At 30.5% G+C, this 16,114-nt stretch carries 15 protein-coding genes; 5 read left to right on the forward strand and 10 right to left on the reverse strand.

Annotated elements, in window-relative coordinates; translation table 11 throughout:
- Window positions 1-83: 83 nt before the first annotated feature.
- Window positions 84-1,040: a response regulator gene (locus K5790_RS02875; protein WP_297592250.1), complete on the forward strand. Its 957-nt coding sequence runs from the start codon at window positions 84-86 to the stop codon at window positions 1,038-1,040.
- Here the strand turns inward: K5790_RS02875 and K5790_RS02880 are convergent.
- The gene (locus tag K5790_RS02880) at window positions 1,030-3,720 is read right to left on the reverse strand and encodes a polysaccharide deacetylase family protein (protein ID WP_297592252.1); all 2,691 of its coding nucleotides are present in this window, start codon (window positions 3,718-3,720) and stop codon (window positions 1,030-1,032) included. The two genes, K5790_RS02875 and K5790_RS02880, sit on opposite strands and share 11 nt — an antisense overlap.
- Window positions 3,698-5,527 (reverse strand): glycosyltransferase, encoded by a 1,830-nt coding sequence (locus K5790_RS02885; RefSeq protein WP_297592254.1) that lies wholly within the window; start codon window positions 5,525-5,527, stop codon window positions 3,698-3,700. The genes K5790_RS02880 and K5790_RS02885 overlap by 23 nt, the downstream gene beginning before the upstream one ends.
- 488 nt (window positions 5,528-6,015) lie before the next feature.
- Here K5790_RS02885 and K5790_RS02890 point away from each other — a divergent pair, with 488 nt between their 5' ends.
- Entirely contained in the window at window positions 6,016-7,062 is a 1,047-nt protein-coding gene (locus K5790_RS02890; protein WP_297592255.1) for a type II glyceraldehyde-3-phosphate dehydrogenase, read from the forward strand.
- A gap of 1 nt (window position 7,063) precedes the next feature.
- On the opposite strand, the gene K5790_RS02895 is transcribed toward K5790_RS02890, so the two are convergent.
- Window positions 7,064-8,320: a hemolysin family protein gene (locus K5790_RS02895; RefSeq protein ID WP_297592256.1), complete on the reverse strand. Its 1,257-nt coding sequence runs from the start codon at window positions 8,318-8,320 to the stop codon at window positions 7,064-7,066.
- A 146-nt stretch (window positions 8,321-8,466) separates the two neighbouring features.
- Window positions 8,467-9,804 carry a threonine synthase gene (thrC, locus tag K5790_RS02900; protein ID WP_367182854.1) on the reverse strand — a complete coding sequence of 446 codons (1,338 nt, stop codon included), beginning with the start codon at window positions 9,802-9,804 and terminating at the stop codon, window positions 8,467-8,469.
- A 104-nt stretch (window positions 9,805-9,908) separates the two neighbouring features.
- Between thrC and K5790_RS02905 the strand changes: the two genes are divergently transcribed.
- A complete protein-coding gene (locus tag K5790_RS02905) occupies window positions 9,909-10,283 on the forward strand; it encodes a hypothetical protein (protein ID WP_297592258.1) in 375 nt (124 codons plus the stop codon).
- 302 nt (window positions 10,284-10,585) lie between these two features.
- Here the strand turns inward: K5790_RS02905 and K5790_RS02910 are convergent, their stop codons facing one another.
- The 3 genes from K5790_RS02910 to K5790_RS02920 all read right to left on the reverse strand — a co-directional run bounded on the left by K5790_RS02910 (window position 10,586) and on the right by K5790_RS02920 (window position 12,033).
- Entirely contained in the window at window positions 10,586-10,909 is a 324-nt protein-coding gene (locus tag K5790_RS02910; RefSeq protein WP_297592259.1) for a hypothetical protein, read from the reverse strand.
- A 70-nt stretch (window positions 10,910-10,979) separates the two neighbouring features.
- Window positions 10,980-11,429: a hypothetical protein gene (locus tag K5790_RS02915; protein WP_297592260.1), complete on the reverse strand. Its 450-nt coding sequence runs from the start codon at window positions 11,427-11,429 to the stop codon at window positions 10,980-10,982.
- A 46-nt stretch (window positions 11,430-11,475) separates the two neighbouring features.
- Complete coding sequence (locus K5790_RS02920) at window positions 11,476-12,033, reverse strand: resolvase (protein ID WP_297592977.1); 558 nt, start codon at window positions 12,031-12,033, stop codon at window positions 11,476-11,478.
- 560 nt (window positions 12,034-12,593) lie between these two features.
- Between K5790_RS02920 and K5790_RS02925 the strand changes: the two genes are divergently transcribed.
- Window positions 12,594-12,791: a hypothetical protein gene (locus K5790_RS02925; RefSeq protein ID WP_297592261.1), complete on the forward strand. Its 198-nt coding sequence runs from the start codon at window positions 12,594-12,596 to the stop codon at window positions 12,789-12,791.
- Between the two features lie 52 nt (window positions 12,792-12,843).
- Window positions 12,844-13,659 carry a hypothetical protein gene (locus tag K5790_RS02930; protein WP_367182832.1) on the forward strand — a complete coding sequence of 272 codons (816 nt, stop codon included), beginning with the start codon at window positions 12,844-12,846 and terminating at the stop codon, window positions 13,657-13,659.
- On the opposite strand, the gene K5790_RS02935 is transcribed toward K5790_RS02930, so the two are convergent.
- From K5790_RS02935 to K5790_RS02945, 3 genes are read right to left on the reverse strand one after another with little or no spacing between them, the layout of a single operon-like run.
- Complete coding sequence (locus K5790_RS02935) at window positions 13,646-13,954, reverse strand: zinc ribbon domain-containing protein (RefSeq protein ID WP_297592264.1); 309 nt, start codon at window positions 13,952-13,954, stop codon at window positions 13,646-13,648. The two genes, K5790_RS02930 and K5790_RS02935, sit on opposite strands and share 14 nt — an antisense overlap.
- Window positions 13,951-15,060, reverse strand: a complete 1,110-nt coding sequence (locus K5790_RS02940; protein WP_297592266.1) for a thiolase family protein — start codon at window positions 15,058-15,060, stop codon at window positions 13,951-13,953. Before K5790_RS02940 ends, K5790_RS02935 begins: the two co-directional genes overlap by 4 nt.
- Before the next feature lies 1 nt (window position 15,061).
- Entirely contained in the window at window positions 15,062-16,027 is a 966-nt protein-coding gene (locus K5790_RS02945; RefSeq protein ID WP_297592268.1) for an LLM class flavin-dependent oxidoreductase, read from the reverse strand.
- Window positions 16,028-16,114 lie beyond the last annotated feature (87 nt).

Here is a 16,114-nt window from a genome sequence, read left to right on the forward strand (position 1 = left end):
AAAAATTTAATGTTATCTATCTGATTTTAACACTCTTATTTTTATAAACAATTTTAATTTGTGATAATATAGGAAAACAAATAATGGGAATTAAAGATGATGTTTTGATAGTTGAAGATAGTCCTGCTATTGGGATGCTTTTAAAGAGTTATTTGGAAAAGTTAGGGTTCTCTCAAATTCATATTTGTAATAATGGCGCTAGCGCGATATCTACATTTAATGATCTTATTGAACAAAAAAAATTACCTATTGTATTTCTTGATTATATGCTTCCTGATATGGATGCACGTTCCATTCTTACCCAAATTTTAACACTTCAACCAAATGCACGAGTTATTTTAGAAACCGCCACAGAGAAAGATGATGAAGGAATTAAGGAACTAATTAGGTTAGGTGTTTACCAATACATTGAAAAACCAATAAGGTTTGAAAGTCTAAAAAATATAATTGATACATTAGAAAAAGAAGAATCATTTTTTCAAAAAGAATCTGAGCAAATTACTATGTTAAAAAATGCCGAGGAAAAAGTTTTAGAAAAAACCCACGAACAAATTGATTTTATTTTAAAATCAACACATCAAATTAGTCATAACAAAATTACAAATATTTTAGGTTATTCTACTGATGCTGTTACATCATATTTGCAAAAGTTACTTCAAGAAGGAAAAATTATTGAAATTGGGGAGAAAAAAGAAATTGCTTGCAATCAATGTGATTCTGTAAAAACATCTCAGGTATTTTTTTGTCCCAATTGCAAAGGATCCAATTTTAGATCAGGTAAATTGATAGAACATTATGATTGTGGAAATATTACAGAAGAACAATCATATCAAGATGATATATGCCCGAACTGTAAAAAAGAAATTAAAGCATTGGGGGTTGATTATAGGATAATGAAGAATCACTATATTTGTAATGATTGTAAGGAATTTTTTCCAGAGATTTCAACTGAATACATTTGTTTAAAATGTGAAAATAAATTCAAACTAGAAGATGGAAGGTGGAAAAACAGTACATGTTATAAAGTTGTTAATATGTAATGATTCCATTTTTTACCAAGTACTCTATTCCCTGAACAAATGTTTTATCATCAATAGAGCCATCAGCCCACCAACCTGCATTAGATTTTATCCATACAGGTATTACTTCTTTATCTGATGTGATTTGAGATTTTTCAGATACCATAATGATTCCATTTTTTACCAAGTACTCTATTCCCTGAACAAATGTTTTATCATCAATAGAGCCATCAGCCCACCAACCTGCATTAGATTTTATCCATACAGGTACCGATACTACCAAATTTGAATTAATTTTTCCAATTGTAACTATGTCATAATTTTTCTCTTTTAACATCTTGAGGAGATCAACCAAATTATCAAGATTATTTTGATTAGGAGAATTCACATATGTTGAATTTATTATTGATGAAAATTCTTGTGGTTGAATTGAAACAACTGCAAACCCATAATTTGTAATTGATTGATTTACCTCTTCAAAAATCTGTTGTGTTGGTTTTATTTCAAAAAGATTTGTTGCAGAATTGTATTTTCCAGTGGATGCAGTCTGTGGAAATCTATAGATGGTTTCACCCTTTAAATTAAAAGGTGGAGCACCTTCATTAATTAAACTTGTACTGATGTGTGTAATTTGATTTTCTTTTAAAATCTCTAATGTATTGGAATTTATTTTATTATCTGGCGGAATGAAAACATGTGGTATTATGTTAGTTGTTGTTTGAATTAATTCAATAGATTTTTTTAGATTTTCATTCTGTTCTGTTTTATCGTAGTTTGTGTATGGAGTTAATCCTAAACCCTTGGTTGCAATTTCTAAATTTGAGTTTGGTTTTGCAGAGTTTTCTTTAATAAAATCTGTTATTTTTTTATCCATACCAAAAGCATCAGCAATAATTCCTACAGTTAAAGGGGTTTTATTTTCAAGAAATGTACTTATGATGTTAATTTGGACATTATTTAACCAATAATCTTGTACTCCATCTAGTCTAAATGCAACACAGTTGCATGTATCTTGTTTTTCAACTGCCTCCTTAACTATGTCGTTTTCTTTAGGTTTTACATCACTTGTTTTAATTATTTTTGAACTCAATTCTGAAAGTTCATCTAATAATAAACTCAATTCTGTTATTGCTTTTTGATTGGGTGCACCATAAACACCATTTTCATTTAAAGAAAATTCTTGTGGATGCATCATGATTATTGCATATCCTCTCTCATGAATACTTTGAATTATTTTGTTTTTGATGATGTTGTTATCATTCATAGTCCATACTGTTCGCTCAAACAGTTTTCCAGTTTCCGTGGTTGCAGGTACAATAAATAAATCCTGATCAATTTTTGTAAGACTATTGTCTTTGATATGTGAAGTTAGATGTGTGAATCCGTTATTTTTTAAAATATTTATTGTATTTTTATCATACATATTTTCAGGAGGAATAAAAACAGAAGGATTTACTCCATAAACTTCAAATATTCTTTTATTTGTATCAAGAATATATTTTTCTTGAATTTCAAAACTTTTACTGGTCAGTATATCATTATTCCAACTATGGTTTGCAATTTCTATATCTCCTTCAATTAACTTTTCTTTAATTTTATCAGTGATTTTTTTATCATACCCTGTTACATTTCCTATTAAACCAATAGTTAATGGAATATTTTTTTCTGCAAACAAATCTATTATTTTTAACTGAGTTTCAGAAAGCCAGTAATCTTGAACATCATCTAATCTAAAGGAAATGCAATTACACGAAATAAATGGTGTTTCTAAAGTCTCTTTAATTTCAAGATTTTTATAAATATTGAATTTATTTACATCTCCAATTACGTGAATTTTAGTTTGAGGCCAAAGGGTATCCTCTAGTTCATTATTGGATGTTATTTTAACAATATATGTGCCTGATTTTAAATTGGAAAATTGTGCATCTCCTCTAAAAGTCACATCTGAAGATGTAATTTTATTTCCATGTAGATCGTTAATTGTTACTTTGTAACTTCCGTCATTTGATGTAATTTTTTTTGAACCTGAATATAGATTTACGATTATTAATTCTTCTACGACTTCTGGAATATTGGTGATTATTTTTTGATCAAATGCCATCCCTGCTTGAAGTTTTATAGGATAAAATGATTTGAGAAAAATCTCCCCTAGATATATATCTGCAATATAGAAATCCTGCTGTCTATTGGTGGATTGAATCCAAAAACGTAATGTTTTTCCCTGATCATTTGTGATTCCTTTTCTCCATTCTGTGTTATCTTGAGATTTTATGATGACTGTGGCACCTTGGATGGGTTTGCCATTTTTATAAAAAACTCCTAATTCTAAACCTCCAGGTAGTGGGATATGGATATCTATTTTTTCAGATTTATCTTTAAGTTCCACATATGCTGCATCTGCATACATTCCATTTGCATAAACTTCTATCTTGTAACGATGATTTTTTGGAACAAAAATAACATCCGGGTTTTTTTCTAAAGTTTTTTCAACATATGGGGTATTATTAAAATCTTGATATACTATTAGATTTATTCCATTAAAATCTGCTCTGTCTCCATTAGTGTATTTGATTTCTACTTCTATGAATTCAGATTCTTCTGCATGTGCTACATCAAAACTAATTACCAGAATTATGGCAAATAGCATTACTGATAACCAAAGTTCATAAAATTTCAAATCATACCCCAATTCTTTTTGCACTTGTCCAAGTAGCTCTTTTCTTTTGAAGATGTTCTATAATTGCTTTTAGTAGCATTGCATCTACAATTTGTTTAAATCCAAAAACTAAAAATCCTGCATACCACAATAGCTTAGGATCCTCATCATCTATTCTAATTGCCAAGGCCGACATTAGGTAATGAACTACTGTAAATATTAGTGATATTTGTAAAACATATAACCAATCTCCTAAGATTATGCCTAAAATTGCATTAGCTAATGCAGTATATCCAATAATTGGCGTGATTACCATCCCTAAGAATAGATAAGGTAAGGATAATCGTTGTAAATATCCAAATCGGGGGTTTGTCAAAGCATCTGAATGTCTTTTTAATACTTGAATATTTCCTCGATACCATCTTTTTCTTTGCGCAAAAAAATCCCTAAAAGAGTTTGGTGCTTCGGTATAAGCCGTTGCTTTTGAACTGCCTTGAGTGACTAATCCTGCTTTTAATAATTTTATTGTTTGATCAAAATCCTCTACTATTGTTTCTTTTCCATAAGCTCCAGCTTCTGTTAACAGTGATTTTTTAAATGCACCTAACGCACCAGGTACAATTGTTATTGAGCCAAAAATATCAAATGCTCTTCTTACAATTTGAATGCCTGTAATGTATTCTAATGCTTGACATTTTGTAATCCAATTTACACGATTTCGAACTTTGATGTTTCCAGCTACTGCTGCAACATGCTCATCTATTTCGAATCCTTTGACAATTTCTTTTAATGAATTTCTTCCAATTATCGTATCTGCATCCACAATTACTATTATTTCTCCTGAAGAATATACAAGCCCATAATTTAATGCAGATGCTTTTCCTCCGTTTTCTTTATGTAGAACTTTGATTTGATCTTTAAACTCAGATGCAATTTCTAATGTTTTATCTGTACTTCCATCATCAACAAAAATAATTTCTTTTTTAGGATATTTTGTTTCAAGTAAACCCTCAATAGTATTTTTAATCACTTTTTCTTCATTAAATGCAGGAATGATTATTGAAATTTTTGGGTATGACTTTACATCTTCCTGAATATCTTCTCTATACTTGCTCAAAACTGCCATTGGGACAAATAACATTGTAGACCAAAATGAAATAGTCATTGCCCAAAGAAGGATTATTCTAACTGGCGATTCTAATAATGTGTATCCCTCATATGCAATCATTGTTGCAATTAGAAATGGAGAACCAAGTAAAAATAATAAAAAGACCGATGGTGCTTTCTTACCTTTAACATTTTTAGAGAAAATTTTTCCACTAGCACCTGTTATATGATATATTGTAATTGCTCCACCAAGACCCATTGCAATCATGCTGATATGACCTAAAATGAAATATACTGTTGTAATTAAAAATACAAAAATTATTCCCGTAAGTAAAAATTGAATTGGATCTTTCCCACTCTTCTTTTTTCTATTTTCTATAGTTTCAGATATGGGTGTAGAATGTTTTCTTATGATGGATTTCTGAAAGCATTTAGAATGATACCATTTGTGATTATCACGAATTGATTTATCTTCTAATTTAATTTCATTATTACATGTTGTACATTTAGCAAGATTTAGATTTGGAAAAAATTGTTTTGTTTTATCATTAGATATATTTGAAGAATCATCATCAGAAATTTTATCAATTTTAATTTCTAAAATTCTTTCAATGTATTTTTTATCTGATTTCAATAATTCTTTTTTTTGTTTGATTCTTTTTATCAGATAATGATTTCTACCATCATCACCAACAGTATTTTTTATAGCTTGATCTAGTTTTGAAATTAATAACTTCCTGTCCAATTTTTCTATTCATATTGCTGATTAAGTGATTATATGTAATTGCGTCATGAATTTTTTCCTTAATGTCTATTTTTTTGACTATTCTGATAAAAGGTATGCAAGTCCATGTGTTTTTTTAGAAAAAGCTTCATAATTCGGCAATATTCATCAATTTTGAGGAAAATCAGAGAGAACCCGTTGTAATAATCATTAGCACAAGAGGTTGAATTTTGAGATAGATAATGTTTTGACCTATTTCTAAGGAATAATAGACATTTTGTATGAGTTTAAAAATAAAATAAACAGATTCAGTTATTGACAATATAAAATAATCATAATCAATTATGGATGAATTATTGATATTTTATTGATTATCATAAAATTACTGAAAACGAAGTATATGTGCATAATTATAATTGATTATGCAGAATGTGTTTTATGTTAATGTAAAATCGAAATTTCTTCTTTCATAAATCAATCTAAATAAATGGGGGAATTTCACACAAACTATGAAAAGAGTTTTTGTTAATGGATTTGGTTCAATTGGAAGTAGGATTACCTCCTTTCTTAAAGATGATCCTGAAATTCAAGTTATTGGGATTGGAAAGTATTCTCCTGATGATAAAGTAGAGATTGCAATCTCTAAAGGATTAGACGTATATGTTCCAGAAAACAAATTAGAAAATTTCTCAAATTATAAAATTGCGGGTACAATTAATGAGGCACTTGATAACTGTGATTTAGTTATAGATGCAGCACCTGGGGGATATGGTTATAAAAATAAGATTAATCTTTATGAACCAAAAAATATTCCTGCAATTTATCAGGGAGGAGAAACAATTGAAGGTAAAGAATCAGTTTCTGATTTATTATTTAATTCTAGAGTGAATTATGATAAAGCAATTGGAAAACAACATGTTATGCAAGGAAGTTGTAATGTTACAGGAATGGGAAGAGTGCTAGAGCCTTTACGTAATAAATTTGGAGATAAAATAATTCGTTATGATGTCACATTAGTTAGAAGATGGGCAGATATTGAGCAAACAGAAAAAACTATTATCGATACAATCGAGATGACTGAAAAACCACATCATGGTGATGATGTTAAAACATATTTTGGAAAAGATGCCCCCTTATTTGTAAGAGCAATCAAAGTTCCAACAAGACAAATGCATTTGCATATAATGGATATTAGATTCAAAGATATTGCCCCAAAACCATCAGAAATTCATGAATTATTTACAAATGAATTTGGAGTTGCAATTCTTTGGACTGCAAAAGGAACTAAAGATGTAAGAGATTACGCTCAAACTATGGGATTTAATTTTGTTGATACTAACATGATACACATACATGCTAACATGACAGCATCCATCGGGGACACTACTCAATTAATGTATTCTGATGATCAAACAGGAATTGTAATTCCAGAAAACCACATGTTGATGCAGGCAATGCTTTTTGGAAGATCTTACAAAGATGCTTTTTCACATACAGAATCAATATTTCATATGAAAGAAAAAAAGCAAAAATTAGAAGAACATTTTAAAAAATAGGTTATTTTTTAATTCTTTCAATTCTAATTTCAGTAGGTATGTTCTTAGCAACTTTTTCTACAACTATCCTTAGATTTTCAATTTCTAGTTTATCTCCTGCTTGAGGAATATCATGGAGTTTTTCGTGTAAAAGACCATTCAGAGTCCCATAATCGTCACCCCCTGGGATATTTGATTTGAAAATTTCATTTACTTTATCTATCTCTATCTCACCATTTGTAACAATCGTATCTCTATCTATGGAATGATATGCTGATTTTATTGCCACATCAGTTTCGTCTTCAATATCTCCAATAATCTCTTCAATTAAATCTTCTAATGTGACTAATCCTTCAACCCCCCCATGTTCATCTATCACTATTGCCATGTGTGTTTTTCTTCCTTTCATCTCTTTTAGTAACGAACTGACCATTTTTTCTTGCGAGACAAACACGGGTTCTCGTGAAATCTCTCCTAAGGTTTTCATTTTATTGTCCTCTCCTTCCATTTCACGCAGGATGTCTCTAACATGAACAAATCCAACAATGTCATCTTTTGTTTCACCATAAACTGGAATTCTGGAATGAGCATTTTGATTAATTATTGGAAGTGCTTCAAACAACAGCATCTTTGCAGGCAATGTGGCCATCTTTACCCTGGGGGTCATAACAACTCGGACTACCGTATCATCAAATTCTAATGCTTTATGTACCAAATCACGTTCATGTGATTCTAATGCTTCATCTCTATGTCCTTGATCAATGATGCCTTTAATTTCATTTTCAGTTAATGCAGGTGGATGATAATCACTTCCAGTTAATTTGATCATTACACGAGTGATTCTTTCTAAAATCCAAACAATTGGATACAAAGCATAACTAAACATCATTAAAATTCCACTTGAGCGAAGTGCAACTTTAGTTGCATTTGCATTACAGTATGTTTTTGGAGTGACCTCTCCAAAAATTATAATTAAAAATGTCATTATTCCAATTGCTATTCCAAGTCCGCTATCTCCAAATATTTTGATTGCAACCACTGTTGCTAATGCAGATGATCCAATGTTTACTAAGTTATTGCCAAGATTAACAGCAGACATCATCCATCCTGGATTTGATTTGAGTTTTTGGAGTGCTTTTGCACCACGTCGTTTTTCTTTAACTAATTGTTCAACTGTAGCTTTGCTTGTACCAACTAGCGATACTTCTAAACCACTAAAAAATCCTGACAAACCTATTAATCCTGCTAATGCAGCAAGTTCGACCCATAATTCTACCAAGATACTAACCTCTGAAACTCCCTTGTAGTGTATTCACTATCATTTAATTTATTTGCACCATCTTTTGGCTAAAATAATTTTGTAAAACTTGGATTTAACTCTTGGTATGTTCTCTTCTTGAAATTATTCTTTAGATACCATTGAGGCTAATTTTTTGGAGGCTTTGCAAATTTATTTTTAGGATTATTATGATAATCTACAGGAAGCATTGCATCTTTTTGCCTTCCTGTTAGAATTCCAACGACTACGTCATCTTTTTTGATAACACCTTCACTCATTAATTTTTTAACTCCTACTACTGATGCGCCTGATGCCATTTCACAGTCAAATCCATTTAGACCAACTACTGACATTGCATCAAGCATTTCAGAATCTGAAACTGTTGTTACAACACCATTTGTGAATTCTAATGCTCTTAATCCCTTTAAAATATTGGCAGGTCTTCCAATTTGAATTGCTGTAGCTTTAGTTTTTGGTCTTAATCCTTCATTGTCAAGATGTTCATAATATCTAGAAATTAATTCTGTATTTGGTTTCCCTTTATTCCATCTTAATTCCTCATCTTCAAATTTTCCATTATACAGATCAGATAAAGTGCTTGCACCTTCAGAATTAATTACTGCAATTCTGGGAATTTTTTTAATCCATCCCCATTCATATAATTCCATCAAGGCTTTTCCGCAACTAGATGTGTTTCCTAGGGCTCCACCAGGATATACAATCCAATCAGGAACTTCCCAATTCAAATACTCTAATGCTCTAAATGGAATAGTTTTTTGTCCTTCAATTCTAAATGGATTTACAGAATTTACAGTATACCCATCATGGTTTTGTGCATCATCCAATGATTGTTTTAATGCATCATCAAAATTACCATCAACTTCTACAATCTGTGCACCAAATTGATATGCTTGACTTAGTTTGCCCGGAGCTATTTGTCCTGCAGGAATGTAGACATCGCATTTTATACCTTCATTAGCTGCAAACATCCCTGCGGATGCAGATGTATTTCCTGTTGATGCACAAACAATTTTCTTTGCTCCGACCATTTTTGCATGTGTAACTGCTGTTGCCATACCATTATCTTTGAAAGAACCACTGGGATTGTACCCTTCAGGTTGTAACCACAAATTTTCTTTAGAAATTCCAATAAATTCAGCAGCTTTAGACATTTGGTATGGTTTTGATTGTCTGCCCTCTGCACCATCAAGTGAGACTAGATATTTTGAGCATTCATCAATATTTTCAGTGTCAATTTGACAAAAATTCAACAATTCCCTGAATCTCCAAACCCCACTCTCATTGAAAATACTTCCTTGTGGATTTCGTCGTTGGTAAAAGACTTCTTTTAGATTATCTGGTGGTGTATTTTTGTATATTACATCCAACAGATGTCCATTTTCACATTGAACATTAGTATTTGTAATAGGATACTCTAGAGCACATCTTGGATCAATACACTTGAGATACGCGTCTCCTTGCATTGTCATTACAGTTAATCAGTGATAATTTAAAGCAAATGTGTAAAATTTACACAAACCAAGCTATTTTTCCTAAACTTTAGATTAGATTAAACCAAAAATTGTTTGTGGTCTCTCACCATGAATATCTAAAAAGCATTTTAACCCAAATTTTAGATTCCTACTTGTCGCTACAAGGGATTAAAGACAAACCCGGTGATATTGAACTAATCATAAAGGAATTAATGAAAATTAATGGATTTATCAGAGTAATTCTAAATAAAATTGATACTGAAAATATTCAATCTTCTGATTTTAAGCCATTAAAATCAAAATTAAGATATTATTTAGAAAGTTATTATTTTGAGCAGGAAATAGAGACAATGTCCACATTATATTCAAATGATGTAGGCAGGGTAAAAAATATGCGTTTAAAGATTTTAGAGGCACTAGATGATAAAAAAATGATGGAAGACATCAAGGATTTATCTGAAAAATTATGACTGAAGAAAAAAAATGCATTTTGTGTGGATGTAAAGATCATAAATTGTTTGGTTGCTCAAGACATATCTCAAAAAAGTGTAGTTGTTACAATGAATAAAACTAATGATTTGTTAAAATTACTTTTTTTTAGGTCCAGATCTTTCGTGGAAATTTAAACAACACTTGCATTCTTTCTCTAAACATTCGGACTCACTATGATGTCCACAAATACCACATTCACAGCTTCTTGACATGATATTAGTTATCTTATTTAGAATATAACATATACCCCAATTTTTTCTGAGTTTGAGGTCAAATGAGATTATTTTTTAGATTTGACTTTGGATTTTTTTGCAGGTTTTTCTTTTCCTTCCAACTCTTTTTCAATTTCTTCGGCTTTATGATCAACAGCTTTGATTATTTCTTGAATAAGACCATCCAAATCACTATCTTCTGCAGGGGGCTCAACAGTACTAGCTATTTCATTAATTGTATTTGAAATCTCTGTACTGACATCATCAAAACTTTCTGGATCTTCATATGCTGCATTATAGAGGTTTTTTAAATTGTTAATATGACCGATTACCTGCTCTGTCAAGACTATTCTGTAATCAGTTCCATTAATTTCGAATTCTTTTGAACTCATAACCATTTTCATTTTCTTTTGTTTATAATGTTTTTCAGAGAAGGATTGCTGGTCTTTATGTAATTTTTAATTAAAACACAATGTAATCCATTGCAGAAGCATCACTGATTAGTCTTGTATGTTTTGAACCTACAACATATCCGTTCTTAATATCACTTGCAGGAATCCATCTATTAGTTGAAGAATAATGTCTTTTTTCAGCTAATTCTCTTTCAATAGATTCTATGTCAAACTCTGCTTCTTCAACTTGTTGGGTAGTAAGATGTTTTATAGTTACAAGAATTTTTGTAACTTTAACACGATCTCCAAATTTCCATTTTGAAGGAGGGGTTTCATCAGAAACCTCGAGAACTTTAATCTTCATTTGTTTATTGCCAAAAGCATCATGACTAATCAACATTCTTTCATCTGTAAATTCTTCAAAACTAATTCTAGAGTTAACTTCTGCATCAGATACGGTTTCTAATAATGATTCATGATTTTTCTCAGATGATGAAACATCTGATTCTTCTTTAGACATACCTACAGTAATTCTTCATCCTTAAAAAACAATATGAAACTAATGTCTAATTTGACACTAGTCTATGCTTATTTTTGAATGGCATAGGGTATTCTTCAAGAAAAATCTCTTTTCGAGTACCGTTTGTTTTAGCAAAAATTTTTCCTTCATATGTGCAAACGCAATCAGTGATTTCTAAAGAATCATCCCACACCTTATAAAATTCTCTTAATTCTCTGTTTTCATATTTGCCAATATCAATTCTTTTTTTTGATAGAAATTTGAAAGCTAGAATAACATTTCTTTTTTTATAAATATCAAAAGTTTTAATCCATTCCATACATCTTTGAATTTGATCTGCAGGGACAGGTAATGATGTACTTGTTCCAGATTTTGCCTCTATGGTAAAAATCATACTTTCTTCTGTATTCACTGCCAAGACATCAGGTAATGCAATACTTGGAGATCCTAGTCGGAATGCTTTCCAGTGTTTTGTAGTTTTAAATCGTTTAACTATAGTGTCTTCCCATTGATATCCTCTTTGACGTCTGGTTTTTGCTGCTCTTTGATTGTTTGTTTGAGAACTTCGAATAATTTTCTGTTTTGATATTGCAATTGTTCTCATTTTCTTTTCCATTACCATGTGATTCTGTTTTTAGATATAGTAAAGCAGGTAATTACATAATAACTATTGAAATTCATTGAGTTTTTCGTTATATATTAATGATAATTGATTCATGCTATTGTATTAGTTATAAACAATAATTCCTATCAAAAAGAAAAATCTCTAATCCACTAATTGTGGATAGAAAAGTTACAATGACTACATGATTCATGTTCATCTTTAGAGTAAGACAAACCACAATTGGGGCAAATTACAGACATGTTCACATTTCCATCAAGGAACTAGACCTTAAGTATGATTGTATTATTCAAATTTTAAATAAAAAACGAGGATTGTTAATCCTCATAGTTTTCATCATCATATTCTGATTCATCATCAAAATCATCGTCTATGTCTGTATTGTAGCTCATAGCAAATCGAGATTAACAATCTTGGATTTAAACAGCATGAATGATTAATTCTTTGAAAATTATGTTGAGAGGTTATAGAATATAGATCTATAATCGTATTATTCAAAATATAGCCAATATCTAAAATACTGCAAATAGGGATTTTTAGTATTGTCTGAAATAATTATAGAGCAATTACTGGAGCAGAGAGATTCATATCTTAATATGCTCAAACATCTTGATTTTCAACTAATTTTGGAACCCACTGATAATGAAATTCAAAATATTGAAAAATTACAGGAAAAAACTGTTGAACAAATAAAAAAAATTGAACAGGAACTTGCATACATTTCAAATTCAAAAATATAGGTTGCAATGAGTTTATCAAACCGATTAATTTATTGATGATATGTTTAATGATTTGGTCAATAAATTAATTCAGATTAAAAGAGAATTTTCAAAACATTATTCTGGTAGTGCCCATATTCAGGAATTAATTCCAACATTTTCTCCAACAGAAATTGAACAAAATCATTTGGAATTATTACATACTTTTGCAAAAAAAAATCCAATATATTTTAATTCATATGAAGAAAAAATCGCGGGGATAAACTGTACTATCTATGAAGGAGATATCAACGAATATTGGTTAAACAGTATTAAACATGGTTCTAGCTGTCAACCATTTTATCCAACATGGATAATATCTGCATATATTTTAGCATTGATTTCAAAGCGGATGGGATTCAGAGAATTAGTGGATATTGGTTCCGGAGATGGAAGAATATCTTTCTGCGCTTCTATTGTAGGTTTAGATTCACACAGTATTGAAATCGATGATGGATTAATTGCTCTTCAAAAATTAATTTCTGAAAAAATAAACCAAAATTTTAATCTACGATGTGAAGACGCATTGACATTTGATTATTCAGAATTGTCTTTGACAAAACCTCTTTTTTTTATTGGTGGTTTACCTCAAATGGGGGGAGATATCTTGGCAACAGGAGTAATTGAAAAAATAAAATCTCTATCCCATATTTCAAAAGATCTGGGTATGGTTTTTGCAGGAACTAACTCAAAAAGACAATTATCTAATAATCAAAATCACGGTGGATGGAATGAGATAATTACTCATAACCATCTTAATTTCATTAATACAGTGTCATTGCCAACTGTATGGACATTTGATCAAGAATCAGAAACACCATACATTTTTACAAAATTTAAATTACATTGAAAAAATAATTTCCATTACTAATTCCACAACTATCTATTTTTACTATTTGCCCAACTTCTGGTTGATTTTTTATTTTTACCATTACCCTGATCTCTTTTTTAAATTCGACTAAACAAAAGTAATCCTCGTTATTTCCTGAAAATTCTAGGATTTTACCTTCATTTATCATTCTGTCTAGAGTAATTGAACCAAAACAATTGTTACAAAAATCAGTAGGAGGCCAACAAATTTTCTTACAATCAGCACATCTAGGAAGATAAAATCTTCCCAATGCTAATTCTGATTCAAAAGTCATTTTTCTAAAATTAATACTGTTGAAGATGTAGAGGCTGCAGACATATTATGTACTAACCCTATGTTTGGATTGTCAATTTGGCGATTAATTGCAACGGATTGAAGTTGTTGTGTAATTTCTATAGTTTGAGCAATACCTGTGGCTCCAAGTGGATGTCCAGAACCAATTAACCCTCCTCGTGGATTAATTTTAAAATTATTTGTTTCATGGAGTTCTCTAACTAATTTTGCACCTTCACCTTTTTTTATAAATCCTAAAGATTCTAAAGCCATAGGTTCACAAACAGAAAACGCATCATGGATCTCTGCAACATTAACTTCATCAATTTTACAATTTGCCATATTCAATGCTTCTTTTGCAGCAAGAGCAGTTGACTCCATACTATCAAAGGAGAGATTTTTTGTAAATCCTGCAGATGTTGTTTTTTGACCAATACCTGTAATCCATACAGGACTGTCTGTAATTTTTTTAGTTAATTCCTCATTTGTAAGAAGGATTGAAGCAGCTCCACTACATGGTCTTGAACAATCTAGCAATCTAAGATCATCTGTGAGTTTTTTTGAATTAATGACATCTTCAACTGTGTAATGTTTATTTGAAATTGCATTTGGGTTAAATTTTGCTTGTTTATGATTTTTTACTGACACTATGGCCAAATCTTCATCTGAAATTGAGAATTTGCGTTTGTAAGATTTGGAAAAAATAGATGCCCAAAAAATAGGATGTTTGAATTCTCCTCTTGAATTATCCCATTCTAAAATATTACCAGGACTATCATATCTTTCTGCACCTGACACCAATACCATATCTGCAAGTCCTGATTTGATATAGGAGTAAGCAGAAACAATTGAATTTGTGCCTGAATTGCATAGACTTTCAATAGAATGTGCAATTTTAGGTTGAATTCCTATGCTTTCAGATAGAATTGCAGATAGGTACTGAGAATTACTATTTGTAGACACCAATACTGTATCAATATTATTTTTATCAATTTTTGAATTACTTGTTAGCAAATTTTTTGTAGCATTTAGAAGAAGTGATTCGACTTTTGTATCGTTTTTTGAAAATGGAGTTATACCATATGCTGAAATTCCTATCTTTCCCATATTATCCATCCGAAAATATCTTCTTAAATAAATTGAAAGAATCCAACACATTCCCAACAGGGTTGAATTGTAATATGGGTAAATCAATTCCTGTGTCTCTAAAACTTGTTAGCTGTTGTTTACATTCATCAAGAGTACCACAAATACATAGTGATTTTATCATTTTGTCCGAAACTAGTTGATGGTTTGATTTGAATCCTGATTTTTTATATTCTTCAAAAATATTTGATACCTCGCTATTGAAACCGTTATTTGCCAAAAATTCACGATAAATTTTTCCTACAGAAACATAAAATGCAATTGTTTTTTGAGCACGATCAATTGCATCTTCAGAGTTATTTGAAATACTTGTGATAATTTGACATGAAACGTCAATTCTATTTTTATTTTGCATTTTAGAAATAGTTTCTTTCATTTCGTTCTTAGGACGTAGATAAAAAATAACCCCATTACCAATGTTCCATGTTAAATCTACCATTTTTTGATTAACAGCTGCTATGTATATGGGGATGTTATTTCTTATAGGTTTAATTAATAATGAAAAATTCTTTAATGAAAATATTTTACCAGTGTAGTTAATTGGTTTTCCAGAGATGACTAATTTTATTATCTCGACATATTCTTTCATTCTTTGTAAAGGTGACTCAAAATTGACGCCATGAAATGATTCCACTATTGGAAGGCTACTTGTTCCAAGTCCTAAAATAAGCCTCCCGTTTAAGAGATGATCAGTTGTTGCAGCACCCATTGCAATTAAAGAGGGGCTTCTGGAATAGATGTTGATTATAGACGAGCCAATTTTTTGATTAATTGCTTTATTTCCAACGTTACTCAACATTGAAAAATTCTCCATCCCCCATGTCTCTGGAATCCATATGGAATCAAGTTTTGTTTGAGAACCATTTTGAGCGCAATCTAATACTTGATTAATTGTTAGAAGAGAGCCTAAACTACACGCTATACGCATAATATTGATGTAGTATGTTGGATATTCTAGTGTATCTGTTTTAGTATTAGGTGAATTTTGATTGAGGCTGAGTATTATGAGAATGTT

Origin of the sequence: Nitrosopumilus sp., assembly GCF_025698945.1 — an archaeon.
Classification (GTDB): Archaea; Thermoproteota; Nitrososphaeria; order Nitrososphaerales; family Nitrosopumilaceae; genus Nitrosopumilus.

What these genes read in the sequence shown, in the direction of transcription:
- K5790_RS02875 (WP_297592250.1), top strand. Translation starts at nt 84, where the DNA reads ATGGGAATTAAAGATGATGTTTTGATAGTTGAAGATAGTCCTGCTATT.
- K5790_RS02890 (WP_297592255.1), top strand. Translation starts at nt 6,016, where the DNA reads ATGAAAAGAGTTTTTGTTAATGGATTTGGTTCAATTGGAAGTAGGATT.
- thrC (WP_367182854.1), bottom strand. Translation starts at nt 9,804, where the DNA reads ATGCAAGGAGACGCGTATCTCAAGTGTATTGATCCAAGATGTGCTCTA.
- K5790_RS02910 (WP_297592259.1), bottom strand. Translation starts at nt 10,909, where the DNA reads ATGAGTTCAAAAGAATTCGAAATTAATGGAACTGATTACAGAATAGTC.
- K5790_RS02915 (WP_297592260.1), bottom strand. Translation starts at nt 11,429, where the DNA reads ATGTCTAAAGAAGAATCAGATGTTTCATCATCTGAGAAAAATCATGAA.
- K5790_RS02920 (WP_297592977.1), bottom strand. Translation starts at nt 12,033, where the DNA reads ATGAGAACAATTGCAATATCAAAACAGAAAATTATTCGAAGTTCTCAA.
- K5790_RS02935 (WP_297592264.1), bottom strand. Translation starts at nt 13,954, where the DNA reads ATGACTTTTGAATCAGAATTAGCATTGGGAAGATTTTATCTTCCTAGA.
- K5790_RS02940 (WP_297592266.1), bottom strand. Translation starts at nt 15,060, where the DNA reads ATGGGAAAGATAGGAATTTCAGCATATGGTATAACTCCATTTTCAAAA.
- K5790_RS02945 (WP_297592268.1), bottom strand. Translation starts at nt 16,027, where the DNA reads ATGCGTATAGCGTGTAGTTTAGGCTCTCTTCTAACAATTAATCAAGTA.